Source organism: Micromonospora trifolii (assembly GCF_022229005.1).
Lineage (GTDB): Bacteria > Actinomycetota > Actinomycetes > Mycobacteriales > Micromonosporaceae > Micromonospora > Micromonospora trifolii.
This window is the reverse complement of sequence record NZ_JAKKFD010000019.1, coordinates 16,315-41,769: the sequence shown is the minus strand read 5'-3', so window position 1 is coordinate 41,769 and position 25,455 is coordinate 16,315. Positions and strand designations below refer to the sequence as shown.

Annotated in this window: 21 protein-coding genes; 15 read left to right on the top strand and 6 right to left on the bottom strand. The window is 71.3% G+C overall.

The genetic code is table 11. From position 1 onward, the window contains the following. Positions 1-7 precede the first annotated feature (7 nt). Both NIE79_RS12350 and NIE79_RS12345 read left to right on the top strand, forming a co-directional pair. Entirely contained in the window at positions 8-1,333 is a 1,326-nt protein-coding gene (locus NIE79_RS12350) for a sensor histidine kinase (protein ID WP_238678780.1), read from the top strand. Between the two features lie 4 nt (positions 1,334-1,337). After that, positions 1,338-2,876, top strand: coding sequence for a SpoIIE family protein phosphatase (locus tag NIE79_RS12345; protein ID WP_238678682.1), 1,539 nt, complete (start codon positions 1,338-1,340; stop codon positions 2,874-2,876). Positions 2,877-2,898: 22 nt separating this feature from the next. On the opposite strand, the gene NIE79_RS12340 is transcribed toward NIE79_RS12345, so the two are convergent. Then, positions 2,899-3,726, bottom strand: coding sequence for a helix-turn-helix domain-containing protein (locus NIE79_RS12340; RefSeq protein WP_238678681.1), 828 nt, complete (start codon positions 3,724-3,726; stop codon positions 2,899-2,901). Positions 3,727-3,757: 31 nt separating this feature from the next. On the opposite strand from NIE79_RS12340, the gene NIE79_RS12335 reads away from it, so the two are divergent. The 4 genes from NIE79_RS12335 (at position 3,758) to NIE79_RS12320 (ending at position 7,274) form a co-directional block, all read left to right on the top strand. After that, positions 3,758-4,336, top strand: a complete 579-nt coding sequence (locus NIE79_RS12335; protein WP_238678680.1) for a TIGR03086 family metal-binding protein — start codon at positions 3,758-3,760, stop codon at positions 4,334-4,336. A 171-nt stretch (positions 4,337-4,507) separates the two neighbouring features. After that, a complete protein-coding gene (locus tag NIE79_RS12330) occupies positions 4,508-5,044 on the top strand; it encodes a PadR family transcriptional regulator (protein ID WP_238678679.1) in 537 nt (178 codons plus the stop codon). Beyond that, positions 5,041-5,742 (top strand): ABC transporter ATP-binding protein, encoded by a 702-nt coding sequence (locus NIE79_RS12325; RefSeq protein WP_238678678.1) that lies wholly within the window; start codon positions 5,041-5,043, stop codon positions 5,740-5,742. Before NIE79_RS12330 ends, NIE79_RS12325 begins: the two co-directional genes overlap by 4 nt. Continuing rightward, a complete protein-coding gene (locus NIE79_RS12320; protein WP_238678677.1) occupies positions 5,739-7,274 on the top strand; it encodes an FtsX-like permease family protein in 1,536 nt (511 codons plus the stop codon). The genes NIE79_RS12325 and NIE79_RS12320 overlap by 4 nt, the downstream gene beginning before the upstream one ends. A gap of 10 nt (positions 7,275-7,284) precedes the next feature. Here the strand turns inward: NIE79_RS12320 and NIE79_RS12315 are convergent, their stop codons facing one another. Both NIE79_RS12315 and NIE79_RS12310 read right to left on the bottom strand, forming a co-directional pair. Beyond that, on the bottom strand, positions 7,285-7,470 hold the full coding sequence (locus NIE79_RS12315; RefSeq protein WP_238678676.1) for a hypothetical protein: 186 nt from the start codon (positions 7,468-7,470) through the stop codon (positions 7,285-7,287). 132 nt (positions 7,471-7,602) lie between these two features. After that, entirely contained in the window at positions 7,603-9,699 is a 2,097-nt protein-coding gene (locus NIE79_RS12310; RefSeq protein ID WP_238678675.1) for a S9 family peptidase, read from the bottom strand. A gap of 96 nt (positions 9,700-9,795) precedes the next feature. Here NIE79_RS12310 and NIE79_RS12305 point away from each other — a divergent pair, with 96 nt between their 5' ends. After that, complete coding sequence (locus tag NIE79_RS12305; protein WP_238678674.1) at positions 9,796-11,154, top strand: FAD-binding oxidoreductase; 1,359 nt, start codon at positions 9,796-9,798, stop codon at positions 11,152-11,154. Positions 11,155-11,184: 30 nt separating this feature from the next. Here the strand turns inward: NIE79_RS12305 and NIE79_RS12300 are convergent, their stop codons facing one another. Both NIE79_RS12300 and NIE79_RS12295 read right to left on the bottom strand, forming a co-directional pair. Next, positions 11,185-11,592: a hypothetical protein gene (locus NIE79_RS12300; protein ID WP_238678673.1), complete on the bottom strand. Its 408-nt coding sequence runs from the start codon at positions 11,590-11,592 to the stop codon at positions 11,185-11,187. A 49-nt stretch (positions 11,593-11,641) separates the two neighbouring features. Further along, positions 11,642-13,714: a SpoIIE family protein phosphatase gene (locus NIE79_RS12295; RefSeq protein WP_372471477.1), complete on the bottom strand. Its 2,073-nt coding sequence runs from the start codon at positions 13,712-13,714 to the stop codon at positions 11,642-11,644. A 293-nt stretch (positions 13,715-14,007) separates the two neighbouring features. Here NIE79_RS12295 and NIE79_RS12290 point away from each other — a divergent pair, with 293 nt between their 5' ends. Both NIE79_RS12290 and NIE79_RS12285 read left to right on the top strand, forming a co-directional pair. Continuing rightward, positions 14,008-18,378 carry a HAMP domain-containing protein gene (locus NIE79_RS12290; RefSeq protein WP_372471476.1) on the top strand — a complete coding sequence of 1,457 codons (4,371 nt, stop codon included), beginning with the start codon at positions 14,008-14,010 and terminating at the stop codon, positions 18,376-18,378. After that, positions 18,375-18,929, top strand: a complete 555-nt coding sequence (locus NIE79_RS12285; protein WP_196920611.1) for a response regulator — start codon at positions 18,375-18,377, stop codon at positions 18,927-18,929. Before NIE79_RS12290 ends, NIE79_RS12285 begins: the two co-directional genes overlap by 4 nt. 14 nt (positions 18,930-18,943) lie before the next feature. On the opposite strand, the gene NIE79_RS12280 is transcribed toward NIE79_RS12285, so the two are convergent. Next, positions 18,944-19,279, bottom strand: a complete 336-nt coding sequence (locus tag NIE79_RS12280) for an STAS domain-containing protein (protein ID WP_007454492.1) — start codon at positions 19,277-19,279, stop codon at positions 18,944-18,946. A gap of 179 nt (positions 19,280-19,458) precedes the next feature. Here NIE79_RS12280 and hemL point away from each other — a divergent pair, with 179 nt between their 5' ends. Genes hemL through ccsB form a run of 6 tightly spaced genes read left to right on the top strand, consistent with a single transcriptional unit; the run spans position 19,459 to position 25,452 of the window. Next, positions 19,459-20,796: a glutamate-1-semialdehyde 2,1-aminomutase gene (gene hemL, locus NIE79_RS12275; RefSeq protein WP_238678671.1), complete on the top strand. Its 1,338-nt coding sequence runs from the start codon at positions 19,459-19,461 to the stop codon at positions 20,794-20,796. 7 nt (positions 20,797-20,803) lie between these two features. After that, a complete protein-coding gene (locus NIE79_RS12270; protein ID WP_238678670.1) occupies positions 20,804-21,451 on the top strand; it encodes a histidine phosphatase family protein in 648 nt (215 codons plus the stop codon). Further along, positions 21,451-22,020, top strand: a complete 570-nt coding sequence (locus NIE79_RS12265; RefSeq protein ID WP_112638736.1) for a TlpA family protein disulfide reductase — start codon at positions 21,451-21,453, stop codon at positions 22,018-22,020. Before NIE79_RS12270 ends, NIE79_RS12265 begins: the two co-directional genes overlap by 1 nt. After that, positions 22,020-22,838, top strand: a complete 819-nt coding sequence (locus NIE79_RS12260) for a cytochrome c biogenesis CcdA family protein (protein ID WP_238678669.1) — start codon at positions 22,020-22,022, stop codon at positions 22,836-22,838. The genes NIE79_RS12265 and NIE79_RS12260 overlap by 1 nt, the downstream gene beginning before the upstream one ends. Then, positions 22,838-24,481: a cytochrome c biogenesis protein ResB gene (resB, locus tag NIE79_RS12255; RefSeq protein WP_238678668.1), complete on the top strand. Its 1,644-nt coding sequence runs from the start codon at positions 22,838-22,840 to the stop codon at positions 24,479-24,481. The genes NIE79_RS12260 and resB overlap by 1 nt, the downstream gene beginning before the upstream one ends. Continuing rightward, positions 24,481-25,452, top strand: a complete 972-nt coding sequence (ccsB, locus tag NIE79_RS12250; RefSeq protein WP_238678667.1) for a c-type cytochrome biogenesis protein CcsB — start codon at positions 24,481-24,483, stop codon at positions 25,450-25,452. Before resB ends, ccsB begins: the two co-directional genes overlap by 1 nt. The last annotated feature ends 3 nt before the right edge of the window (positions 25,453-25,455 follow it).

The window sequence follows — 25,455 nt, the reverse complement described above, 5'->3', positions numbered from 1 at the left end:
GCTTCAGATGGCGCTGCGGGTCGAGCAGGACATCTTCGTGATCCGTCAGCGCGGGCGCGAGGTGGCCGCGGTCGTCGGCCTCGAACACCAGGACCAGGTGCGGATCGCCACAGCGCTCAGCGAGGTGGCCCGGGATCTGCTGCGGACGACCGGCGGAGCGGACGTCTCCTTCCACGTCGACGCGGGCGCCGACGGCCGGTTCCACCTGCGCGCCGACCTGGCCCCGGTGTCCCCGCTGCCGGACGGCCGCTACCAACCGCAGTCCGGCGCGGTGTCCCGACTGGTCGACACACTGAGCGCGTCGACCGTCGAGGGGGTTACGGTCGTACGGATGTCCCGACGAGTCCCGGCCAACGCGCCGACGCCGACCCCGGAGCGGCTCGCCGAGTTCCGTACCGAACTCGGCCGCACCGCGCCGGCCAGTGCGCTGGACGAGTTGACAGTGCAGAACGGGCAGCTCATCGCCGCACTGGACGAGGTGCGTAGTCAGCGCGACGAGTTGGCCGTGCTCAACGAGGAGCTGGCCGAGACCAACCGCGGCGTGCTGGCGCTCTACAACCAGCTCACCGAGGAGTTGGAGGAGACCAACCGGGGCGTCGTCGCCCTCTACGCCGAGTTGGACGAGAAGTCGGCCCAGCTCCGTGCGGCCAGTGAGTCGAAGAGCCGGTTCCTGGCCAACGTCAGCCACGAGCTGCGCGCCCCGGTCACCGCGATCATCGGTCTGGGGCGGCTGCTCACCGACTCCGCCTCGGACCCCCTCACCGACGAGCAGGGCCGCCAGATCGATCTGATCCGTTCCTCGGCGGCGGACCTGCTCAACCTTGTCAACGAACTCCTCGACCTGGCCAAGGCGGAGTCCGGGCGGATCGAGCCGGAGCTGGCCGAGGTCGACCTGCGGCCGGTCTTCGGTCAACTGCGCGGCACCCTACGCGCGCTGGCCACCCGACCGGGCGTGGAGCTGGTCGTGGAGGAGCTCAGCGGGCCGGCCCTGCTGCGCACCGACGAGGTGCTGCTCGGCCAGGTGTTGCGCAACCTGCTGCACAACGGGTTGAAGTTCACCGAGCGCGGCGAGGTGCGGCTGCGGGCCAGCCAGCACGGCGACCGTTGGCAGTTCGAGGTCAGCGACACCGGGCCGGGCATCGCTCCCGAGCTGCACGACCGGATCTTCGAGGAGTTCTACCAGATCCCCGGCGCCACCCGGGTCGGCGGCACCGGCCTCGGTCTGCCGTACGCCCGGCGGTTGGTGACGCTGCTCGGCGGAACGCTGGAGCTGGCCAGCGCGCCGGGCGAAGGCAGCACGTTCACCGTCTCCCTGCCCACAGGCGGGGCGTGACGGCGTGGACGGCGTGCCGACAACCATCCTGGTGGTCGACGACAGTCGTACCAAGCGTTACCTGCTGGTCAGCTGGCTGACCCGGGCCGGGTTCACAGTGCTGGAGGCCGAGAACGGCGCGGAGGCGTTGGCCCGGGTCGAGGTGGACCGGATCGACCTGGTGGTCCTCGACGTCCGGCTGCCGGACCTGAGCGGCTACGAGGTCTGCGAACAGATCAAGGCGCGGCACCCGGCGATGCCGGTCATCCACGTGTCGGCGCACGCAGTGGACGTGGCCGACCGCGCCCAGGGGCTGACCCGGGGCGCTGACGCGTACCTGACCGAGCCGATCGAGCCCGAGGAGCTGATCGCCACCACCCGGGCGGTGTTGCGCTACTACCAGGCCCGGCAGCGCGCCGAACTGCTCGCCGAGCGGCTGCTCGGATTGGCCGACACGACCGTCGCTGTGCACGCGGCGCCGACCTTCGCGCGTCTGCTGGAGGCCGCAGCCGAGGGAGCCGCACAGATCTTCAAGAGCCCGGCGGCGGTGATCGCCGAAACCTTCGACGGTGACTGCCTCGCCGGCGTCTGCGCCGGTCCCGGCGAGGTGGCCGCCGTGGTGCCGTGGGTAGTCGACGACACCGGAGTGCCCACCGGCGCCACGGTCCGGGTGGAACCCTCGGCGAACTGGGCGCTCGTCGAGTGGCCGGCGAACGACACGTTGACCATCGCCGCCGCCAAGCTGCGCGAGGATCGCGCCCCGCTGTACGTGGTGGTCCCGACCGCCACCCAGACCGCGCGGACCCCCGTGCTCAAGCAGCTGGCCCAGGCGGTGGCGGCGGCCGTCGAGGGGCAACGCTCGTTCGACGAGGAGCACCGGATCGCTGTCACCCTCCAACGCAGCCTGCTGCCGCGGGGGCTGCCCACAGTGGCCGGGCTGGACCTCGCGGTGCGCTACGAGCCGGCCAGCGCGCAGACCGAGGTGGGCGGCGACTTCTACGAGCTGGTGATGCTCGACGGGCACCTGCTGCTGGCGATCGGCGACGTCGCCGGCCACTCGCTGCACGCGGCGACAGTGATGGCCGAGCTGCGGCACGCGGTGCGGGCGTACGCGGTCGAGGGCCACCAGCCCGGCGAGATCCTGCACCGGGTCAACGAGCTGATGCGGACCCTGCTGCCGAACGAGGTGGCGACCCTCTGCGTACTGCTGATGCACCCGCCGACCGGGCGGGTTCGGCTGGCCAGCGCCGGGCACCTTCCACCGCTGCTGATCATGGACGGCAAGGTCGAGTTCGTGCAGCACTCCGCGCCGCTGCTCGGCATCCGCGCCCCGCGCCCGGCCGACCTGGAGTTCGTGGTGCCGGCCGGGGCCACGCTGGTCTTCTACACCGACGGGCTGATCGAGCGACGGGACGCCACCATCGACGAGGGACTGGCCGCGCTGTCCCGGGTCGCTGCGACCGTCGACGGTGACCTGGACCAGTTCTGTGCCCGACTGCTGGTGGAACTGGCCCCGCCGGAGATCCAGGACGACGTCGCCGTGGTCGTCCTGCGGCGCCGCTGATCTGTCGGCTCTGTCGGCTTCCTCAGCGCACCGAACGGGCGTACGCGGCGGGGGACACCCCGGCCACCGAGGTGAAGTCACGGACCAGGTGGGCCTGGTCGCTGTAACCGAGGTCGGCGGCGAGGTCGGCCCAGCTCAGCGGGCCACCGGCGGCCTGTTCGACAGCCTCCTGGAGTCGGTAGCGGCGGATCACCCACTTCGGCCCGACCCCCACGTACTCCATGAAGAGCCGCTGCAACCGGCGGACCGGAACATCGTGCCGCGCGGCGAAGTCGTCGACGCGCAGCACCGTCCGGTCGGTACGGATCGCCTCGGCCAGGCAGACGGCCTCCTCGGCCATCGGGTCCGGCTCCGGCTGCCAGGCGGTGAGGAGGGTGTCCAGCGCCCGGCAGCGCTCGTCGTCGTTGGCCGAGGAGGTGGGTGCTACCGGTGATGCGCCCGCGCCCACCGGGACGTCCGCGTGGGTCAGCCGGCCGGCGGGCAGCGGCACCCTGCGGCCGGTCAGCTCACTGACCGCGCGCCGCCAGAAAGGGTGGAAGCCACCGGGGCGGAACTGCACCCCGGACACCCGGCCGGTGCCGTTGAGCGTGATCCGGAACAGGTCGCGGCCCACCCCGGCCACCTCGCCGGACTCGGGCCCGTTGTCGTCTCGTCGGAACACCACGTTCACCGCCGGGTGCGGCACGACCCGCTGCTCGAACGGCGCACTCAACACCCAGTCGATCAACCAGTAGTGCTCGACCCACTGGCGCAGCGACTCCGTCGGCAGGTGTCGACGGAAGCGCACCTCGCGCAGCAGGCGCCCGGGGTCGAGAATCCCCCGGCTGTCGCCACGCGGTCGCTGTCGCATTTGTTCAAGACCACCCTCATACGCTGGCCCTATGCCCACTCAGACTAGCGAGCTGCTGGCGGCCGCCGCGCCGCGAACCGTCGATGTCGTGCGGGGTATCTCCGACGACCAACTGGACCTGCCCACACCGTGCCAGGACTACCTGGTCCGTGACCTGCTCAATCACCTCTTCCAGGTGGTGGTCAACTTTCAGGACCTGGCCGAGAAGCGACAGGTGGAGTGGGCCGAGAAGCCCGACCACCTGGGCGACGGCTGGCGAGACCGCTTCGAGGCGGAGACCGGCCGGTTGGTCGCCGCCTGGTCGGATCCGTCCACCCTGGAGGGCGTGTCGCCGGGCATGGGCATGCCGCAGCCGGTCATCGGTGGCATGGCCCTGCTGGACCTGACAGTGCACGGCTGGGACCTCGCGGTCGCCACCGGTCAGCCGTACCACCCGGCTCCGGAGGCGGTGGCCGAGCTGCACGGGCTGGTGGAGCAGTTGGGCCCCACCGCCCGCAAGATGGGCGTCTTTGCCGACCCCCTACCCACCCCGACCTTCGACCTGGCGCCCGACCTGGCCCACCTCCTGACCCAGACCGGCCGCACCCCCACCTGGCCCCAAACCCCCTAACCCCACCCCACCCCACCCCACCCCCCGCCCTCGGTGATCAAGAGGATTGCGTCAGATTTCGGTGCGCCGGTGACGCAAACTTCTTGATCACCGAGGCGGGGTGGGGTGCGGGTGCGGGTGGGGTGGGGTGGGTTGTTGACTTGGGTATTCACTGGGTGAATAGTGGGCGGCGTGTCCACGCCGCATGTTCTGCTCGGGTTGCTCGCTGGGGGCAGTCGGCACGGGTATGAGCTGAAGCGGGCGCACGACGAGCGACTGCCCCGGGCTCGGCCGCTGGCCTTCGGGCAGGTCTACGCCACTCTCGGTCGTCTCGAACGCGACGGGCTGGTGGCTGCCGCCGGGCAGGATCGGGCGGGCGGGCCGGATCGCACGGCGTACGCGCTGACCGACCAGGGGCGGGACACGCTGGACCAGTGGTTGTCCACTGTGGAAGCCCCCATGCCGTACGTGGCCAGCACGCTCTTCACCAAGGTGGTGGTGGCGCTGCTGGTCGCCGACGTCGATCGGGCCCGGTCGTACCTGATCGCCCAGCGCGCCGCGCACACCGCACGGCTGCGTGAGCTGACGGCGGTCAAGGCCGACTCGGGCGCCACCCTCAGCGACGTGGTCGCTGCCGATTTCGCGATCGCCCACCTCGACGCGGATCTGCGGTGGCTGCACGCCACCCTGGGCCGGGTCGCCGACTGGCACCGGGAGGTGCATCCGTGACGCAACTTCAAGCTCGCGGCGTGGTTCGGGCGTACGGCCCGACGCCCGCGCTGCGCGGCGTGACGCTCGAGGTGGCCGAGGGCGAGATCGTCGCCGTCACCGGGCCGAGCGGCTGCGGCAAGTCGACACTGCTGCACTGCCTGGCCGGGATCCTCCGGCCGGACGCCGGCGAGGTCACCTGGCGCGGGCACCGCATCGACACCTGGTCGGAGGCGGCCCGGTCGCGGCTGCGGCGCACCGAGTTCGGGGTGCTGTTCCAGTTCGGTCAGCTGGTGGCCGAGTTGACAGCTGCCGAGAACGTCGCCCTGCCCCTGCTCCTCGCCGGCACGGGGCGGCGAGAGGCACGGACGGCGGCGCTCACCTGGCTGGAGCGGTTCGGGGTGGCCGAGGTGGCCGACGTGCGGCCGGGTGAGATGTCCGGGGGTCAGCAGCAACGCTGCGCCACTGCGCGGGCGCTGGTGACCGAGCCTCGGGTGCTCTTCGCCGACGAGCCGACCGGCGCACTGGACACGCTCACCGGCGAGCAGGTCCTCACCCAGTTGGTCCGGCTCGCCCGCGAGCAGCGCACCGCCGTCGTGCTGGTCACCCACGAGCCGCGGATCGCCGCGTACGCCGATCGGGAGATCGTGCTGCGGGACGGCCTGGTGGACCACACCGGCCTGGGGCTCGACGTGCCGCTGGCCGGCGGCGCCCGGTGAGACCGACGACGCTGCTCCGCCTCGCGCTCGCCGGCACCCGCACCGACACCGCCCGGGTGGTGCTGACCGCGCTCAGCGCCCTGCTGGCGACACTGGCCGGGCTCGCGGCGTTCACCGTGTGGGCCATCCCGACCCCCGCGGCGACGGCTGAGAACCAGAACAGGTGGTCGGAGCAGTACCACAACGCACTGTTGGTGCAGCCCGGGTTGCGGGGTGGCACGGCGTTGGCGCTGCTGATGCTGATGATCCCGGTGCTGGCGCTGGCCGGTCAGTGTGCCCGGCTCGGCGCGCCGGCACGGGACCGCCGGTTGGCGGCGCTCCGGTTGGCCGGCGCAACTCCCGGGCAGGTCACCCGGCTGGTGGTGCTGGAGACCGGCGTGGCCGCTCTGCTCGGCACGCTGGTCGGGCTTGGTGTCTATCTGGTCGGCCGTGATCTGCTGCACCGCCCGGACGCGCAAGGCCAACTGGCCCTGCCCACCGACGTGCTGCCGTCGACCGGCGCGCTGGCCGGCGTGGTGCTCGGTCTGCCGGTCGTGGCGGCGCTGGCCACCGCCCTGATGCTGCGTACGGTCACCACCAGCCCGCTCGGGGTGAGCCGCAAGGCCGCCCGCGAGCGTGGTCCGGGTCCGTGGGCGGGGCTTCTGATCGGGTTCGGCGTGGCCTCGTTCGCGGTGATCCGCCCGGTGGTCTACCGGTTCGCCGACGACGTGGAGTTGATGGCCTGGCTGGTGCCGGCGTTGTTCGCTGTGGGCGCGCTCGCGGCGATGATCGGGGTGGTGATCGGCACCGGCTGGCTGTCGTACCACTGCGGGCGGTTGCTTCGTCGGCACGCCCGCGGCCCGGCTGCCCTGCTCGCGGCGGGCCGGCTGATGGCCGACCCGTGGGCGGGTAGCCGCACCTTCGCGGCGCTGCTCGCGGCCCTGATCTTCGGCGGGGGCGCGGCCGCCCAGCGGGCCTACTTCGGGACCAAGGACCAGCTTGAGCAGGAGCAGAGCCGGTTCGCCGGGTTGGATGGTGGCACCGACCCCTTCTATCTGTCCACCATGAACTATGTCGATGCCGCGATTGCCGTTGCCATCCTGATCGCGACGGGTGGGCTGATCGTCGCGCTGGTCGAGGGGATCGTCGCCCGTCGACGGGCCTACGCCGCGTTGGTCGCCACCGGGGTGCCCCGCGCCACGCTGAGCCGTTCGGTGGCCTGGCAGGCGTTGGCACCGGCCGTGCCGGCGATCCTGCTCGCGCTCACAGTTGGCACGCTGCTCGGCCGAGGGCTTGCCGAGTCGGAGGTGTCAGGGGGCGGCGGGGCGGCGACGATCTGCGAGGCCACTGTGGCGCTCTGTGAGGACCCTGCCACCAGCGCGCAGTACAACCGGATCGTGCAGATTCCCGAGGTGCAGCGAGCCGTCCCCGTACCTCTGGAGCACCTGGCGTGGCTCGGCGCCGGCGCGTTGGCGGCGGTGCTGGTGACGATCGGTGTCGGCCTGCTCTTCCTGCGCGCCAGCACCGCGCTGGACGAGCTGCGGACGACCTGAGTCGGCCGGATCAGGCGGCGAGCAGGCCGGAGGAGAGTGCGATCAGGGTGCCGACCACAGCCGAACAACAGCAGACCAGCAGACCGGCGACCACCGCGAGGATCAGCCAGACCCGGCGGTCCCGCGCCACCGTCGCCACGCTCGGTCGGCGCACCTCCTCGGCGGCGTCGCCGTCACTATCGGTAGCCCCGGTCACCCCGGAAGTCTAGGCCGCGACATCCGGCGCGACCCCGAAAGGCCCGCGCACACGCGACCGGACGCATGATCGCGCCCGATCATGGAAGTAGTGGTCTACCCACCATCGAGCGCGATCATGACGACCGACGGGTCAGGCGCGGCCGATGCGGTCCAGGATCCAGGCGTTGATGAACGCCTCCTCGCGCCAGGAGTCGTAGCGACCACTCGGGCCGCCGTGCCCGGCACCCATCTCGGTCTTCAGCAGGTAGTCGCCGCTCGGGGCAACCGCCCGCAGCCGGGCGATCCACTTCGCCGGCTCCGAGTAGAGCACCCGGGTGTCGTTGAGGCTGGTCACCGCGAGGATCGCCGGATAGTCCACGGCGGCAACGTTCTCGTACGGCGTGTAGGACTTCATGTACGCGTACACCTCGGGGTCGTCGAGGGGGTTGCCCCACTCCTCCCACTCCGTGACGGTCAGCGGCAGTGACGGGTCGAGGATCGACGTGAGCGCGTCCACGAACGGCACCTGCGCCACGATCCCGGTGAAGGCGTCCGGCGCGAGGTTGGCCACCGCACCCATCAGCAGGCCACCGGCCGAGGCGCCCCGGGCGACCAGTCGGTCGCTGGCTGTCCAGCCGGCCTTGACGAGGTGCCGGGCGCACGCCACGAAGTCGGTGAAGGTGTTCTTCTTGGCCAGCAGCTTGCCCTGGTCGTACCACCGTCGGCCCAGCTCACCGCCGCCCCGGATGTGCGCCACCGCGAAGACCACGCCCCGGTCCAGCAGGGACAGCCGGGCCACCGAGAACCACGGGTCCATGCTGGCCTCGTACGAGCCGTAGCCGTACAGCTCGCAGGGTGCCGAGCCGTCCCTCGGGGTGCCCACGCGGCAGACCAGTGAGATCGGCACCCGGGTGCCGTCGTCGGCGAGCGCCCAGTCGCGGTGCTGCTCGTACTCGGCCGGGTCGTACGGTCGCCCGTCCGGCCCGGGCAGCACCGGCTTCTGCTTGAGCAGCACCATCTGCCGGGTGACCAGGTCGTAGTCGTACACCGAGTCGGGGGTGATCAGTGACGAGTAGCGCAGCCGGACCTGGCCGGTGCGGTACTCCGGGTTGGCGTCCAACCCGACGCTGTACAGCGGCTCGGGGAAGTCGATGTCGTACCCGTCGTCACTGCCCACCGGCAGCACCCGCAGCCCGGTGAGCCCGTCGGTACGCAGCGACACCACCAGGTGGTTGGCGAAGGCGTCGACTGCCTCCAGCCGGGTGCCGGGGGTGTGCTCGATCAGCGGCACCCAGTCGCCCGGTACGTCCGCCGAGGTGAACGCCAGCGCGAAGTCCTCCGCGCCGTCGTTGTGCAGGATCAGGAAACGGTGGCCGTGGTGCTCCACCGTGTATTCGACGCCCTGTCGGCGGGGAGCGATCACGGCCGGCGCGCCGGTCGGGTTGCTGGCGGGGATCACCAGCACCTCACTGGTCACCTTGCTGTGCACGTCGATGAGGATGAACTTCTCCGACCGGGTCAGCTCCACCCCCACCCAGAACCGCTCGTCGTCCTCCTGGTGGACCACCGCGTCGTCGGCGGCGGCGGAGCCGATGGTGTGCCGCCAGACCCGGTTCGGCCGCCAGGCGTCGTCCACCGTCACGTAGAACAGCACCGAGGCGTCGGCCGACCAGGCGGTGCCGTAGAACGTGTCCGGCACCTCGTCCGGCAGCAGCTCGCCGGTGGTCAGGTCCTTCACCCGCAGGGTGAACCGCTCGTCACCGGAGAAGTCGGTGGAGTAGGCAAGCCAGCGACCGTCCGGGCTGACGTCGAACGCGCCGAGCGAGAAGAAGTCGTGCCCCTCGGCCAGCAGATTGCCGTCGAGCAGCACCTCCTCGCCGTCGAGCGGGGCGCCGTCCGCGCTGACCGGTGGGTCGGTCTCACCGTCGCGGACCGCCCGGCGGCACTGCACTCCGTACTGTTGCCCCTCGACCGTCCGGGTGTAGTACCAGTGCCCGCCCTTGCGGGTCGGCACGGACAGGTCGGTCTCCTGGGTGCGTCGGCGAGTCTCCTCGAACAGGTCGGCGCGCAGGTCGGCCAGGTGTGCCGTACGCGCGTCGGTGTACTCGTTCTCGGCGGTCAGGTAGGCGATCGTCTCCGGGTCGTCCTTGGCGGCGAGCCAGGCGTACTCGTCGACGACGGTGTCGCCGTGGTGGGTGCGCTCGCTGGGCACCCGCTTCGCCGCGGGCGGGGCAGTCTCGGTGGTCACGGCGGCCACGTTACCGGCCAGCAGCCGCAGCGTGCCGGACCAGCGGCATCCCGATACTCGTCACCACGGCTTTCGAACACATGTACGATGTCCGGCATGGCGGCAGCAGCGAGTTCCCTCGGCCGGTCCGGAGCCCTCGAGATCACCCGGCGGTTGGCGGCGATCTGCGGTCCACCGTTCTCCCGGCTGGCCGGGCCCGCCGACGAGGTCGCGGGGCGACCGGCGCGCTGGGTGGCAGTTCCCGGCGGCCCGCACGCCGCCGCCGAGGTGCTGCGACTGGCCGCCGTGCACGACCTGGCGGTGGTGCCCCGAGGCGCGGGCACGAAGATCGACTGGGGTGCCGCCCCCGTTCAGGTCGACATCCTGCTCGACACCGGCCGGCTGGCCGGCATCGGCCACGAGCCGGTCGACTCGCTGGTGACCGACGTGGGGGCCGGCACTCCACTGCGGGCGGTGCAGGCCACCCTGGAGCGCACCGGGCAGCGGCTCGCGATGGACGCCCCCTCACCCGGCGCGACAGTGGGCGGCGTGCTCGCCGCCGGCGAGGCCGGCCCGCTACGTCACCGCCACGGCAGCCCCTGCGACCAACTGCTGGGCGTGCGTTACCTCGCCGCCGACGGCGAGCTGATCAGCGTCGGCGGTGGCGCGCCCGGGCTCGACCTGGCCCGCCTGCTCTGCGGCTCCCAGGGCGCACTCGGCGTGCTGGTGTCGGCGAGCATGCGGGTGCAGCCGGTGCCGGCGAGCAGGCTCTGGGTGTCCCGCCCGGTGTGGACGCCGTTGGAGGTGCACGACCTGGTCCGGACGATCCTCGCCGCTCGGCTGGAGCCGTCGGCCATCGAGCTGGACCTGCCCGGAGGCACCCCCCGCCCACGTACGGCGTACCCGCCCGGTCACCCGGCGGCCACCGCCCGGGAGCGTCACCCGTCGATGTCCGGTCGGGCCGGCGCCCCGTCCCGGGCCGGCAGCCTGGTGGTGCTGCTGGAGGGCGGTCCCGCCGACGTCACCGAACGTGCCGAGCGGATGGTCGGCCTGCTGCACGGGGAGGCGACGATCGCCCACTCCGCGCCGACGTGGTGGCGCCGCTACCCGTTCGCGCCCGGTGACACGGCGCTGCGCCTGGAAGTGCCGATCGGCGACCTGCACGCCGCCGTCTACGCGCTCCGCGACGCGGCGGGAGCGCCGGTGCCGGTGCGCGGGTCCGCCGGGCTGGGCGTGGTGCACGCGGCGCTGCCCGGGGCACTGGCAGCCGATCGGGTCGCGTCCATTCTGGCCGCTGTCCGAGGGGTGCTGCTGGCCCGGCAGGGCCGCTGCGTGGTGGTCTCCGCTCCGGCGGCGGTCCGCCAGGCGGTCGACCTCTGGGGCGAGCTGGCCGGCCTGGCCCAGTTGCGGGCCGCGAAGCGGCACCTGGATCCGGAGCACCGGCTTGCGCCCGGGCGGCTCCCCGGCGGCCTGTGAGGCCGGCCTGGCCGTGTGAGCCCGCCGGGGTCAGTCCATCCACCACCGGTGCATGTCCAGCAGCGGCGGGGTGAGACGGGCCACCAGCACCAGCAGGCTGCCGACCGCGCCGGCCAGCAGCAGTGACCGGGTCGCACGGGGCAGGGCCTCGCGCTCCCGGGCGACCACCACCCCCGCGACGATCGCCAACGGCAGCCCGAGCACCGCACCGGTCAGGTAGAGCACCGCCACCACGGGGTGGAGCGCCCCAAAGAAGGCCACGTCCTTCGGGTCGTACGCGCCGGTCAGCATCTCGGCCGGGCCGACGCCGGCGCTCGTCATCTGACCGACGTAGAGCAGCAGCACGGCGAGGAACCCGCCGATGGTCGCGAACTGCGCGACGATGAGGGCCCGGGCCGCCGGCCGGGAGTACGACGTGACCTGCGCGACGCTCGTCATGACAGTCAATCTACCGAGCGGACCCGATATCCGGGGGGCCGCGCGGCGGTCAGGTCGCGTCGTTGCGGAGCACCAGAACGGCGATGTCGTCCCGGGGCGGCTCGACCGAGAAGTTGATCGCCGCGGCGCGCAGCCGGGCGGCCACCACGTCGGCCGAATAGCCGGCCAGGGGCGCGGCGGCATCCCGCAGCCGGTCGGTGCCGAACAGCTCCCGGCCGCGCCGCCGCTCGGTGACGCCATCGGTGTAGAAGATCAGCGAATCGCCCGGCGCGAGCGTGATCTGCGCCGTCGGCGAGGTGATCGTGTCGAGCAGGCCGAGCGCGGTGCCGCCGGTGCCGACGAACTCGGCGCCGCCCGCACCGGCCAGCAGCACCGGCCGGTCGTGCCCGGCGAGGTGCAGCGACACGTCCAACTGGTCGCCCTCGCCCGGCCCGACCGCTGCCAGCGCCAGCGTGCAGTAGCGACCGCCCCCGCGCTCGACAAGTGTCTCGTTGAGCCGCGCCAGCGCCTCCGGCAACGGCTTGCCGTCGCCGACCAGCACCCGGATGACGTCCCGGACCAGCCCGGTCACCGCGGCGGCCTGGACACCCTTGCCGGAGACGTCACCGATGACCACCAGCCAACGCCCGTCGGGCAACGGCACCACGTCGTAGAAGTCGCCGCCCACCTCGGCGTCGTCGCCGGTCGGGACGTACTCGGCGGCGAAACCGATCCCGTCCACCAGCGGCAGCACCGGCGGCAGCAGTGACTGCTGGAGCGTCTGCGCCACCCGACGGCGTTCGGCGTGGATCCGGGCGTTCTCGATGGCCAGCGCGGCCCGCCGGGCCACGTCCTCCAACACGGCCACCTCGTCCGGGTCGTGCCGGTGCCGCTGGTGCCGCCCCACCGCCAGGGTCCCGAGCCGCTGCCCGCGGGCGATCAACGGGACCGCGAAGCCCTCCATCGGCCCGCCCAGGGGGATCTGCGCCGCGCTGCGGGACGCCTCACGCAGGCGGGCCTGGATCGAGTCGGGCCCGGTCTCCGCCAGCACCTTGTGCAACTGCGGAAGCATCGACTCGTCGGCGTGGCTGGCCGCCGCCAGCCGGAGCCGGCCCCACTCGTCGGTGGTGTGCACAGCGCACCACTGACCGAGTCGCGGCACCACCAACTGCGGCACCAGCGCCATCGTCAGGTCGACGTCCAGCGACTGGGCCAGTAGTTCGCTCGCCTCGGCCAGGAACGTCAGCCACGCCTGCCGGCGGACGTCGGCCCGGCGCAGCCGGTCGTTCTCCAGGTGCAGCGACAGCCGCTCGGCGGTGAGCACCGCCAACGGTTGGGCGTACGCCGACGGCGCGGCGTCCAACTCCAGCTCACCGGCGTACGGGCGGTGCACGGTCAGTGGCACCCGGAGCAGTTCGCTGCCGGGGCGGGGCGGCCGACCGAAGCGGGCCAGCACCTGGCGGCCCTGCCCGTCGCCCCGGTCCAGACGGATCGTGCCGCCGGCCGCGCCCACCATCTCGGCGACCCGGCTGAGCAGGCTGGTGGCGAAGTCGGGCAACGGGTCGTCCCCGTACAGGTCGGGGGCGGTCTGCATGAGCTCGCTCATCGCGCTGGCGCTCGGCGCGGACCCGTCGGCGCTCGTCCGGGGGCCGGCGTTGGCCGGTGTCGACTCGCCGATGGCGCGCCCGGAGGGTGGGTCGGCACCGGGGCGGTCCAGCCGGAACCAGACGCCCTTCCCGGTGGGCAGGTACGTGGTGCCCCAGCGGCTGGCGAAGTGGTCGACCAGCAGCAGGCCCCGGCCCCGCACGGAGACCTCGTTGATCTCGGTGGAGTCGTTGCGGTCGCCGACGGTCAGCTCGTCGCCGGAACCGGGAGCGAAGTCGGAGACGGTGACGGTCAGCCCGATCTCGTCCGCGACGACCTCGATGTCCAGCTCGGTACGGGCGTGCTCGACGGCGTTGGTGGTCAGCTCGGTGGTGAGCAGCAGCGCCTCGTTGGCCAGCTCGTCCAGGTGTGACTCGGTCAACACCGAGCGGACCACGGCGCGGGCGGCGGCCGGCGTGCGGCGGTCGGCGGGCAGCCGGACACGCCGGACGGCCCCGTCCCGGGCCCCGGCCATCGCGGGCCCCGCCTCGTCTGGCACCCCCGTATCCTCCACCGTCGCCCTGCCGGGTGCCAAGCCGATCACCGATCGCGGGCCTGTCGCGTCGGTCAGCGGCACCGGTGGCAGCGCGCGTGTTGACGTGTCGAAACGACAGGTCCGAGAGCCGGGCGAGGTTTGCGGCGCGCCGTGTCGACTCGACGCCGATCGGGCGGGTCGACCGGGCGATCGATGCCATCCGGCGGGTCGCGCACCCTGGCACCACGGCGCGCGCGGGCACAATATGGGGTGCCGGTGTGTCCGCACGGACCGGCGACCCCCGAGTTGAGCGAGGAATGATGACCACGTCGAAGCAGTCGGTGGCGGATCCGTCCGCGCCCGACCACGAGGCGCTCCTCGGTGAGTTGGCCGAGGCACTGCGACGGATCGGGCGCGGCGACCTGAAGGTCCGGCTTCCCCGCCGGGCCGGCGCGGCCGGCGAGGTGGCGGACGCGTTCAACGAGGTCGTCTCGCTCCAGGAGCGGCAGTACCTGGACCTGCGGCGGATCAGTCGGATCGTCGGTCGCGACGGCCGGCTCACCGAGCGGCTCGACGACGAGGGGCTGGACGGCTCCTGGGCGGAGGGGCAGCGGGCGATCAACTCGCTGATCGACGACCTGGGTCGGCCGACCACCGAGATCGCCCGGGTGATCGTGGCGGTCGCCGACGGTGACCTGTCCCAGCACATGGCGTTGGAGATCGACGGTCGGCCGCTGCGCGGTGAGTACCTGCGCATCGGGCGGACCGTGAACACGATGGTGGACCAGCTGTCGTCGTTCTCCAACGAGGTGACCCGGGTGGCCCGCGAGGTGGGCACCGAGGGCAAGTTGGGTGGCCAGGCCGACGTGCGGGGCGTCGCCGGCACCTGGAAGGACCTCACCGACTCGGTCAACACCATGGCGTCGAACCTGACCGGCCAGGTGCGGTCGATCTCGCAGGTCGCGACGGCGGTGGCCAAGGGCGACCTGTCGCAGAAGATCACGGTCGGCGCGCGTGGTGAGGTGGCCGAGTTGGCCGCCACGATGAACTACCTCACCGACACGCTGCGGCTCTTCGCCGAGCAGGTGACCCGGGTGGCCCGCGAGGTGGGCACCGAGGGCAAGTTGGGCGGCCAGGCCGAGGTGCCGAACGTGGCCGGCACCTGGAAGGACCTGACCGACAGCGTCAACTCGATGGCGTCGAACCTGACCGCCCAGGTCCGTAACATCGCGCAGGTCTCCACCGCGGTGGCGCGCGGCGACCTGTCGCAGAAGATCACGGTGGCGGCGCAGGGCGAGATCCTGGAGCTGAAGGACACTGTCAACACGATGGTGGACCAGTTGTCGTCGTTCGCCGACGAGGTGACCCGGGTGGCCCGCGAGGTCGGCATCGAGGGCAAGTTGGGCGGTCAGGCCCAGGTGCGCGGCGTCTCCGGCACCTGGCGGGACCTCACCGAGAACGTGAACCAGTTGGCCGGCAACCTGACCAGCCAGGTCCGCAACATCTCCCAGGTCTCCACCGCCGTGGCGAAGGGTGACCTGTCGCAGAAGATCACTGTGGACGCCCAGGGCGAGATCCTGGAACTGAAGAACACCGTCAACACGATGGTCGACCAGTTGTCGTCGTTCGCCGACGAGGTGACCCGGGTGGCCCGTGAGGTGGGCACCGAGGGCAACCTGGGCGGTCAGGCGCAGGTGAAGGGCGTTTCCGGCACCTGGCGGGACCTGACCGACAACGTGAACTCGATGGCGTCGAACCTGACCAGCCAGGTCCGCAACATCGCCTCGGTGACCACCGCCGTGGCGAAGGGTGACCTGTCGCAGAAGATCACTGTGGACGCGCGGGGCGAGATCCTGGAGCTGAAGTCGACTGTCAACACGATGGTGGACCAGTTGTCGTCGTTCGCCGACGAGGTGACCCGGGTGGCCCGTGAGGTGGGCACCGAGGGCAAGTTGGGCGGTCAGGCCCAGGTGCGCGGTGTCGCCGGCACCTGGCGGGACCTGACCGACAACGTGAACTCGATGGCGTCGAACCTGACCGCCCAGGTCCGCAACATCGCGCAGGTCTCCACTGCTGTGGCGAAGGGTGACCTGTCGCAGAAGATCACAGTGGACGCGCGGGGCGAGATCCTGGAGCTGAAGTCGACTGTCAACACGATGGTCGACCAGTTGTCGTCGTTCGCCGACGAGGTGACCCGGGTCGCGCGTGAGGTGGGCACCGAGGGCAAGCTCGGTGGTCAGGCGCAGGTGAAGGGCGTTTCCGGCACTTGGCGCGACCTGACCGACAACGTGAACTCGATGGCGTCGAACCTGACCAGCCAGGTCCGCAACATCGCCTCGGTGACCACTGCGGTGGCGAAGGGTGACCTGTCGCAGAAGATCACCGTGGACGCCCAGGGCGAGATCCTGGAGCTGAAGTCGACTGTCAACACGATGGTCGACCAGTTGTCGTCGTTCGCCGACGAGGTGACCCGAGTCGCGCGTGAGGTCGGTATCGAGGGCAAGCTCGGTGGTCAGGCGCAGGTGAAGGGCGTCTCCGGCACCTGGCGCGACCTCACCGAGAACGTCAACCAGCTCGCCTCGACGCTGACCACGCAGTTGCGGGCCATCGCCCAGGTGTCCACCTCGGTGACCCGGGGCGACCTGACCCAGCGGATCGCCGTCAAGGCGCAGGGCGAGGTCGCCGAGCTGAAGGACAACATCAACCAGATGATCGTCACCCTCCGGGAGACGACGAAGAAGAACGCCGAACAGGGCTGGTTGGACTCCAACCTCGCCCGGATCGGCGGCCTGTTGCAGGGCCAGCGCGACCTCGGCGAGGTCTGCCGCATGATCATGACGGAGGTGACTCCGCTGGTCGACGCCCAGCTCGGCGCCTTCTTCCTGGCCGACGACGCCGACGGCAGCATGCGGCTGCGGCTGACCTCCTCGTACGGGTACGTGGCACGGGGGCACGACGTCACCTTCGGGCCGGGTGAGGGGCTGGTCGGGCAGACCGCGCTCTCCCGTCGCACGATCCGGGTCAGCGCCTCCCCGAACAGCCGACTCACACTGCGCTCCGGCCTGGCCGAGACACCCCCGTCCGACCTGGTGGTGCTCCCCGTCCTGTTCGAGGGCGAACTGCTCGGGGTGATCGAGTTCGCCAGCGTGTCGGCCTTCTCCGAGCTGCACCTGTCGTTCCTGGAGCGGCTGGTGCTCACGATCGGCATCGCTGTCAACACCATCCAGGCCAACCGGCGTACGGAGGAGTTGCTGGCCCAGTCGCAGCGGCTGGCGCACGAGATGCAGGAGCAGTCGGCGGAGTTGCAGCGCACCAACGCCGAGCTGGAGGAGAAGGCCACGCTGCTGTCCGAGCAGAAGGGCAACATCGAGACGAAGAACCGGGAGATCGAGCTGGCGCGGCTCGGCCTGGAGGAGAAGGCGCAGCAGCTGACCCGGGCGTCGGCGTACAAGTCGGAGTTCCTGGCCAACATGAGCCACGAGCTGCGGACCCCGCTGAACTCGTTGTTGCTGCTGGCCCGTCTGCTGGCCGAGAACTCGGAGCAGAACCTCAGCCCGAAGCAGATCGAGTTCGCCCGGACCATCCACGGGTCCGGCTCCGACCTGCTGCGACTGATCGACGACATCCTCGACCTGTCCAAGATCGAGGCGGGTCGGATGGACGTCGAGCCGACCGAGATCCGCTTCACCGAGCTGCGCGGCTACGTCGAGCAGGCGTTCGCGCCGCAGGCCGAGGAGAAGAACCTGGACTTCCAGGTACGGGTGAGCAAGGATCTGCCGCCGGCGTTGGTGACCGACGCGCAGCGGTTGCAGCAGATCCTGCGCAACCTGCTCTCCAACGCTGTGAAGTTCACCGACAACGGTGCCGTGACGTTGCGGATCGCTCCGGCCGCGGAGAACGCTGTCTTCGACGTCCCGGCGCTGACGAACGCCCAGCAGGTGATCGCCTTCACCGTGATCGACACTGGGATCGGCATCTCCGACGACAAGCTGTCGATCATCTTCGAGGCGTTCCAGCAGGCCGACGGCACTACCAGTCGCCGGTACGGCGGCACCGGCCTGGGCCTGTCGATCAGCCGCGATCTGGCCCGACTGATCGGCGGCACCATCACCGTCTCGTCCGCGCCCGGTCAGGGCTCGACCTTCACCCTGTTCGTACCGCAGGTGCTGGCCCCGGACGCCGTGGTCGCGCCCCAGGCTCCGTCTCCGCAGCGCGCCGGGCTGCCGTCGTCGCTGCTGATGCCGCCGCTGGAACTGCTGCAGGAACGGCCGGAGGCACCGGTCACCCGTCAGCTGGACGGCGCCACAGTGCTGATCGTGGACGACGACGTTCGCAACGTCTTCGCCTTGACCAGCGCGTTGGAGCTGCACGGGATGACCGTGCTGTACTCGGACAACGGGGCGGACGGTGTTCGTCTGCTGGCCGAGCATCCGGAGGTGGACATCGTGCTGATGGACGCCATGATGCCCGACCAGGACGGTTACGAGACGACCCGTCAGATTCGCCGCAACCACCGGTTCGCCGACCTTCCGGTGGTCTTCCTGACCGCGAAGGCGATGCCGGGTGACCGTGAGTCGGCGCTCGCTGCCGGGGGCAGCGACTACATCACCAAGCCGGTCGACCTGGACGACCTGATCGAACTGATGTCGTCCTGGATCAACGGCAGCCGGACCGAGGAGACTTCGTGACCCAGATGGCCAAGGCCCTGCTCGTGGACGACCGGCGGCAGAATCTGACGGCCCTGGAGGCGATCCTCCAGGGCCTGCCGGTCCAGTCCGTGGCGGTGGAGAGCGGCGAGGCGGCGCTCAAGCAGCTGCTGGTGGACGACTTCGCGGTGATCCTGTTGGACGCGCAGATGCCGGACATGGACGGCTTCGAGACGGCGAGCCACATCAAGCGCCGCGAACGGACCCGGCACGTTCCGATCATCTTCCTCACCGCCGCCGACCGGGACGCCCAGCTCGCTCTCCGGGGCTACCAGGTGGGGGCTGTGGACTACCTCACCAAGCCGTTCGACCCGTGGGTGCTCCGGGCCAAGGTGTCGGTCTTCGTCGAGCTGTGGGTGAAGACCCGCCAACTGGCCACCCAGTCGGATCTGGTCCGGGAGCGCGACACGCAGTGGCGGCGGCTCACCGACGCTGTCGACGAGGCGACCACGCTGCTCCGCTCGGACGACCCGGAGGTCCGCGACCGGGCGGTACGGATGCTTGAACAGGCCCGCTGGGGCAACACCGCCTGACGCGGCGGGGCGGCTCAGCCGGTGGGCTGGTCGTTGCGGATCATCAGGGCGCTGCGCAGGCCGGTGATGTCCAGAACGCGGATCAGGAAGTCGCCCACGTGCGTCAGCATCAGCAGGCTCTGCGCGTGGCTGGCCTTGCGGCTGAGCACGACAAGGGTGCCCAGGCCCTGCGAGTCGCAGAAGGTGACGCCGCCGAGGTCGAGCACGATCCGCGGGGGTGGGTCGGCCAGCACCTCGTTGACGACGGTGGAGAGCTGGGCCGCCGTGAGCATGTCGATCTCACCGGCCAGGCGCAAGACTGCTTCGTCGCCCGTCCGGTGTAGCGTGATGGACAGTTCGGCACGATCCACCCGGTCAGCCTAGCGCGATCCGACCGACCTGGCCTGTCGAGGCCGCGAGCCGTCCCCGTCCAGGCCGCGAGGCCCCCCGTGTCGGTGCCGCTGAGCGGCGCAGGTCATGGGTGAGCCGGGTAACCCCACAACGGGGTGGCTGCTGGTTGACGGCCCGGCGCTGTCACAATGGCGGCATCGTGACCGACATCTTTCCCGCCGGGTCCGGCCGCTATCCAGCCGACGCGCCGGCCTCCGAGGCCCTGTTCGACCGCGCCCGCGCCATCGTGCCGGGCGGGGTGAACTCCCCTGTGCGTGCCTTCCAGGCGGTCGGCGGCACCCCGCGTTTCATGGTCCGTGGTGAGGGCCCGTGGCTGTACGACGCCGACGGCCGCCGCTACGTCGACCTGGTCTGCTCCTGGGGTCCGCTGATCCTCGGGCACGCCCACCCGGAGGTGGTGGAGGCCGTCCAGGTCGCCGCCGCCCGGGGCACCAGTTTCGGCACGCCCACCCCCGGTGAGGTGGAGTTGGCCGCCGAGCTGGTCGACCGGACCCCGATGGAGCAGGTCCGCCTGGTCAACTCGGGCACCGAGGCGACCATGTCGGCGATCCGGCTGGCCCGCGGCTTCACCGGCCGCTCGAAGATCGTCAAGTTCGCCGGCTGCTACCACGGCCACGTCGACGCGCTGCTCGCCGCCGCCGGCTCCGGCGTGGCCACCCTGGGCCTGCCCGACTCGCCCGGCGTGACCGGTGCGGCGGCCAGCGAGACGATAGTGCTTCCGTACAACGACATCCGGGCCGTCGAGGAGGCGTTCGCCGCCGAGGGCGAGCACATCGCCGCGGTGATCACCGAGGCCGCCGCCGGCAACATGGGCGTGGTGGCCCCCCGCGACGGCTTCAACCAGCAGCTCGCCCGGATCGCGCACGCCCACGGCGCCCTGCTCGTGGTGGACGAGGTGATGACCGGGTTCCGGGTCTCCCGCGCCGGGTGGCACGGCCTCGACGCCTCCGACGCCGACCTGTGGACGTACGGCAAGGTCATGGGTGGTGGCCTGCCCGCCGCGGCGTTCGGCGGGCGCGCGGACATCATGGCGCGGCTCGCGCCGGCCGGGCCGGTCTACCAGGCCGGCACCCTCTCCGGTAACCCGCTGGCCTGCGCCGCCGGCCTGGCGACCCTGCGGCTCGCCGACGACGCGCTGTACCAGCGCCTCGACGAGACGGCCGCCGTCGTGGGCAAGCTGGCGTCCGACGCGTTGGCCGCCGCCGGGGTCCCGCACCGGCTGTCGTACGCGGGCAGCATGTTCTCGGTCTTCTTCACCGACGCCGACGTGGTCGACTACGACAGTGCGCGCACCCAGCAGGTGCCGGCGTTCAAGGCGTTCTTCCACGCGATGCTCGCCGCCGGCGTCTACCTGCCGCCGAGCGCGTTCGAATCGTGGTTCGTGTCGGCGGCGCTGGACGACGCCGCTCTGGAACACATCGCCGACGCGCTGCCCACGGCGGCGAACGCGGCGGCAGCGGCCGGTCACGGGGGGTAGAAAAACCTTGAGCAAGACGGTGGTGCACGTGCTTCGGCACGGCGAGGTGTACAACCCCGACCAGATCCTCTACGGCCGGCTGCCCGGTTTCCGCCTCTCCGAGCTGGGCGTGCAGATGGCCAAGGCCGCCGCGCAGGGCCTGGCGGAGCGGGAGATCGTGCACGTGGTGGCCAGCCCGCTGGAGCGCGCCCAGCAGACCGCCGAGCCGATCGCCGCCCAGTTCGGGCTGCCGGTCGGGGTGGACGAGCGGTTGATCGAGAGCGCCAACTGGTTCGAGGGCAAGAAGGTCTCCCCGGGTGACGGGTCGTTCCGCGACCCGCGTAACTGGTGGGTGCTGCGCGACCCGGTGACCCCGTCCTGGGGCGAGGCGTACCGGGTGATCGCCGAGCGGATGTTCGCCGCCGTGCAGGCCGCCCGGGTCGCCGCCGAGGGCCGCGAGGCGGTGCTGGTGTCGCACCAGCTCCCGATCTGGACGTTGCGCCGTCACGTCGAGCGCAAGCGGCTCTGGCACGACCCGCGCAAGCGGCAGTGCGGGCTGGCGAGCCTCACCTCGTTCCACTTCGACGACGCGAAGGTGGTGGGCATCGGCTACAGCGAGCCGGCCGCGCACCTGATCGCTCTCTCCGCGACAGCCCGGACGGCCAAGGGGGCCTGATGAACGCCCGGAGGTGGACCGCCGGTCTGCTCGCCACCGTCGCCGCGGTGGCGCTGGTCGGCTGCACGTCGTCGAAGGCGCAGGAGAAGACCTGCACGACCACCACCGACGGGATCTTCGAGTGCGCACCGGACCAGCGCTCCGCACCTCCGAAGGTCGCCGGTGAGCTGCTGCTCGGCGGCAGCTACGACGTCAGCGAGGCGCGCGGTCAGGTCGTGGTGGTCAACTTCTGGGGTTCCTGGTGCGCGCCGTGCCGCGCCGAGGCGGACGACCTGGAAGCCGTCTACCAGGCCACCAAGGGTTCCGGGGTGAACTTCCTCGGCATCAACGTCCAGGATTCGCGGGACAAGGCCAAGGCGTTCGAGAAGGGCCGGGTCACCTATCCGAGCCTGTTCGACCCGTCGAGCAAGACGGCACTCGCCCTGGACATCCCGCCGAACAGCGTGCCGGCGACTGTGGTGCTCGACCGGGACGGCCGGATCGCGGCGGTGATCCGGGCCGCCGTCAAGCAGGAGGGCCTGCAACCGATCGTCGAACGGATCGCCGCCGAGAAGTCAGCGCCGAACTGATGGGCGATACCTTCCGGGAGTTGGCCCTCAGCGGGCCGCTGCTGCTCGCCATCGGCGCGGCGGCGCTCGCCGGCCTGGTCAGCTTCCTCTCCCCGTGCGTGCTTCCGCTCGTCCCCGGTTACCTGTCGTACGTGACCGGCCTGGCCGGCGCCGACCTGGAGGGCCGCCGGCCCGCGGCGGATCCCGCGCCGGGCAGTGGGGGTGTCGCGGTCAAGGAGCGGGTGGCGCGAGTCGGCGCGGTTAAGGGGCGGGTGCTCGCCGGGACGCTGCTCTTCATCGGCGGCTTCACGGTCGTCTTCGTGGCCACCGCGATCCTCTTCGCCAGCATCGGCCGGGTGTTCTTCGACTACAAGCGCGAGTTGCAGATCGGCGTCGGCGTGCTGGTCATCGTGGCGGGGCTGAGCTACCTCGGGATGATCCCGGCCCTGCAACGGGAGTTCCGGATCTCCCGGTTGCCGTCGGCCGGGCTGCTCGGCGCACCGGTCTTCGGGGCTGTCTTCGCGCTCAGTTGGGTGCCCTGCACCGGCCCCACGCTCGGCGCGGTGATGGGCATGGCCACCGCCAGCGGCCAGAGCGACCGCGCTGTGGTGCTCGCCGTGGCGTACTGCCTCGGGTTGGGGATACCGTTCATCGTCTTCGGGCTGGGCTTCGAACGCCTGCTCGGGGTCTTCCGCGCCGTCCGGCGCAACAGCCGCTGGGTCACCCGGGTCGGCGGCGCTCTGCTCATCCTGATCGGCCTGGCCCTGGTCACCGGCGGTTGGCAGAGCTTCGTGATCTGGTTGCAGACCACCGTCGGGGTGGGCGAGGTGAGCATCTGATGACGGTCGTCGACGACCGACCGGAGACCGTGGCGCCCGCGCCACGCCGCCGGCCGAACCGGCTGCTGGCCCTGCTGCGCAACTCGTGGCGGCAGCTCACCAGCATGCGTACGGCGCTGATCCTGCTCTTCCTGCTCGCGATCGCCGCCATCCCCGGCTCGGTGCTGCCGCAGCGCGGGATCAGCCCGGAGAAGGTCAACGAGTACTTCGTCGACCACCCGGACTGGGCCCCCCGACTGGACCGGATCGGCGCGTTCGAGGTCTTCGGGTCGGTCTGGTTCTCCGCGATCTACCTGCTGCTGTTCACCTCCCTGATCGGCTGCATCACGCCCCGGCTCCGCGACCACGTCCGCACGCTGCGGTCCCGGCCGCCGGCCGCGCCGAAGCGGATGGCCCGGCTGCCCCAGCACACAGTGATGCCGGCCCCGCCCGGCGGTGCGGCGGCGATCGCCGCCGCGCTGCGCAAGCGCCGCTGGCGCGTGGAGGTGCGCGGCGACGAGGTCTCCGCCGAGAAGGGCTACCTCAAGGAGACCGGCAACCTGCTGTTCCACACCTCGCTGATCGCTGTGCTGATCGGCGTGGCGCTCGGCTCCTGGTACGGCTGGAGCGGCAACCGGCTGCTGGTGGCCGGCGCGGACAACGCGTTCTGCAACACCCGCCAGCAGTACGCCGAGGCGAAGCTCGGCCCCCGCGTGAACAGCGCCGACCTGCCCCGCTTCTGCCTGCGGCTGGACGACTTCGAGGCCCGGTTCCTGGCGTCCGGTCAGCCGGAGTTCTTCAACGCCACTGTCACCGTCGACGGCCCGGACGAGCCGACCCGCAGTGCCGACTTCTCGGTGAACTCGCCGCTGCGCCTGAACGACGCGAGCGTCTACCTGCTCGGCCACGGGTACGCCCCGGTGATCCGCTACACCGACCGGTTCGGCAACAGCCAGATCAGTGACGAACCGTTCCTGACCACCGGCGACATGGGTCTGACCAGCGAGGGGCTGGCGGCCTTCCCGGACGCGAACGTCGACCCGGCGACCGGCCAGCGTGCACCGGATCAGCAGATGGCGTTCACCGGCATCTACCTGCCCACGGCGCCCGAGCAGGCGCCGTTCGTCCGCTCGCAGTACCCGACCGAGCGCAACCCGGCGCTGAACCTGGTCGCCTACCGGGGCAACCTCGGCCTGGACGCCGGCATCCCCGGCTCGGTCTACCAACTCGACCAGCGGCAGGTGCGGGCCGGCAAGGTCAAGGAGGTCGGCACCAAGCTGCTCCGCAAGGGCGAGACCTGGAAGCTCGACGACGGCACGACGGTCGAGTTCCTGGGCACCGAGCGGTACGTCACCCTTTCCATCCGACACGATCCGGGCTCGACGATGCTGCTGGTCAGCTGCGGCGTGCTGCTGGTCGGGCTGATGGGTTCGCTGTTCGGAAAGCGCCGCCGGGTGTTCTTCCGGGTGGTGCCGGCCGACCCCGGGGAAGGATCTCCGACGAGCGGTAGTAGCTTGATGGAGGTCGGTGGGTTGCCGCGTACCGACTATCCAGGGTTCGCCGACGAGTTCACCCAGCTGGTCGCCGCCGTCAGCGGTGCCGAACGGGCTGGTGCTGGCGCTGACTCCGCTGACCGGGCCGGCGTGCGAGAAGGAGCCGAGTGATGTCCGCACTCTCCGACAATCTGGTGACCTTCGCGATCCTGGTGTACCTGGTCGCGATGATCGGCCACGCCGTCGAGTACGCGCTGGGCAACGTGCGTACCCGGGTTGCCACGGCGGCTCCGGCGCGCGAGTTGGTCGGCGCCGGCGGCGGTGTCGTCCCGACGCCGCCCGCGCCGGTTCCGTCGCCGCCCACTGTCGACCGTTCCGCAGGGCGGGCCCGGCTCGCGGGCCTGATCGGGGTCGGGGCCACAGCGGTCGCCGCAGCGCTGCACCTGGCGGCGCTGGTGACCCGTGGGCTCGCCGCGGACCGGATGCCCTGGGGCAACATGTACGAGTTCGTGCTCACTGTGACGTTCATCGGGGTGGCCGCCTGGCTGGTGGTGCTCTGGAAGCGACAGTCGCTGCGCAAGCTCGGGCTCTTCCTCACCCTGGTGATGGTGCTGCTGGTCGCCACCGCCGAGCTGGTGCTGTACGTGCCGATCGTGCCTCTGGTGCCGGCGTTGAACTCGTACTGGTTCGTCATCCACGTCTCGACGATCGTCTTCGCGTCCGGCATCTTCCTGTTCGGCGTGGTGCCGGCGGTCGGCTTCCTGATGCGCAACGGGTACGAGCAGGGCAAGCGGAGTTTCCCGTACACCCTGGCCAAGCGCCTGCCCGGCGCGGTCGGCCTGGAGCGGCTGACCTTCGCGCTGCACGCCTTCGCGTTCCCGATCTTCACCTTCGCGGTGATCGCCGGTGCCATCTGGGCCGAGGCGGCCTGGGGTCGGCCGTGGGGCTGGGACCCGAAGGAGACCTGGGCGTTCATCTCCTGGGTGGTGTACGCCGGCTACCTGCACGCGCGCGCGACGCCCAGCGTGAAGCGCAACGTGGCCACCTGGATCGCGGTGCTCGGCTTCCTCACCATGCTGATGAACCTGTTCGGCGTGAACATCTTCTTCACCGGCCTGCACTCCTACGGCGGGCTGGACTGACAG

What these genes read in the sequence shown, in the direction of transcription:
- NIE79_RS12290 (WP_372471476.1), top strand. Translation starts at nt 14,008, where the DNA reads ATGATGACCACGTCGAAGCAGTCGGTGGCGGATCCGTCCGCGCCCGAC.
- NIE79_RS12260 (WP_238678669.1), top strand. Translation starts at nt 22,020, where the DNA reads ATGGGCGATACCTTCCGGGAGTTGGCCCTCAGCGGGCCGCTGCTGCTC.
- NIE79_RS12300 (WP_238678673.1), bottom strand. Translation starts at nt 11,592, where the DNA reads ATGACGAGCGTCGCGCAGGTCACGTCGTACTCCCGGCCGGCGGCCCGG.
- NIE79_RS12340 (WP_238678681.1), bottom strand. Translation starts at nt 3,726, where the DNA reads ATGCGACAGCGACCGCGTGGCGACAGCCGGGGGATTCTCGACCCCGGG.
- NIE79_RS12350 (WP_238678780.1), top strand. Translation starts at nt 8, where the DNA reads ATGGCGCTGCGGGTCGAGCAGGACATCTTCGTGATCCGTCAGCGCGGG.
- NIE79_RS12335 (WP_238678680.1), top strand. Translation starts at nt 3,758, where the DNA reads ATGCCCACTCAGACTAGCGAGCTGCTGGCGGCCGCCGCGCCGCGAACC.
- NIE79_RS12265 (WP_112638736.1), top strand. Translation starts at nt 21,451, where the DNA reads ATGAACGCCCGGAGGTGGACCGCCGGTCTGCTCGCCACCGTCGCCGCG.
- resB (WP_238678668.1), top strand. Translation starts at nt 22,838, where the DNA reads ATGACGGTCGTCGACGACCGACCGGAGACCGTGGCGCCCGCGCCACGC.
- ccsB (WP_238678667.1), top strand. Translation starts at nt 24,481, where the DNA reads ATGTCCGCACTCTCCGACAATCTGGTGACCTTCGCGATCCTGGTGTAC.
- NIE79_RS12305 (WP_238678674.1), top strand. Translation starts at nt 9,796, where the DNA reads ATGGCGGCAGCAGCGAGTTCCCTCGGCCGGTCCGGAGCCCTCGAGATC.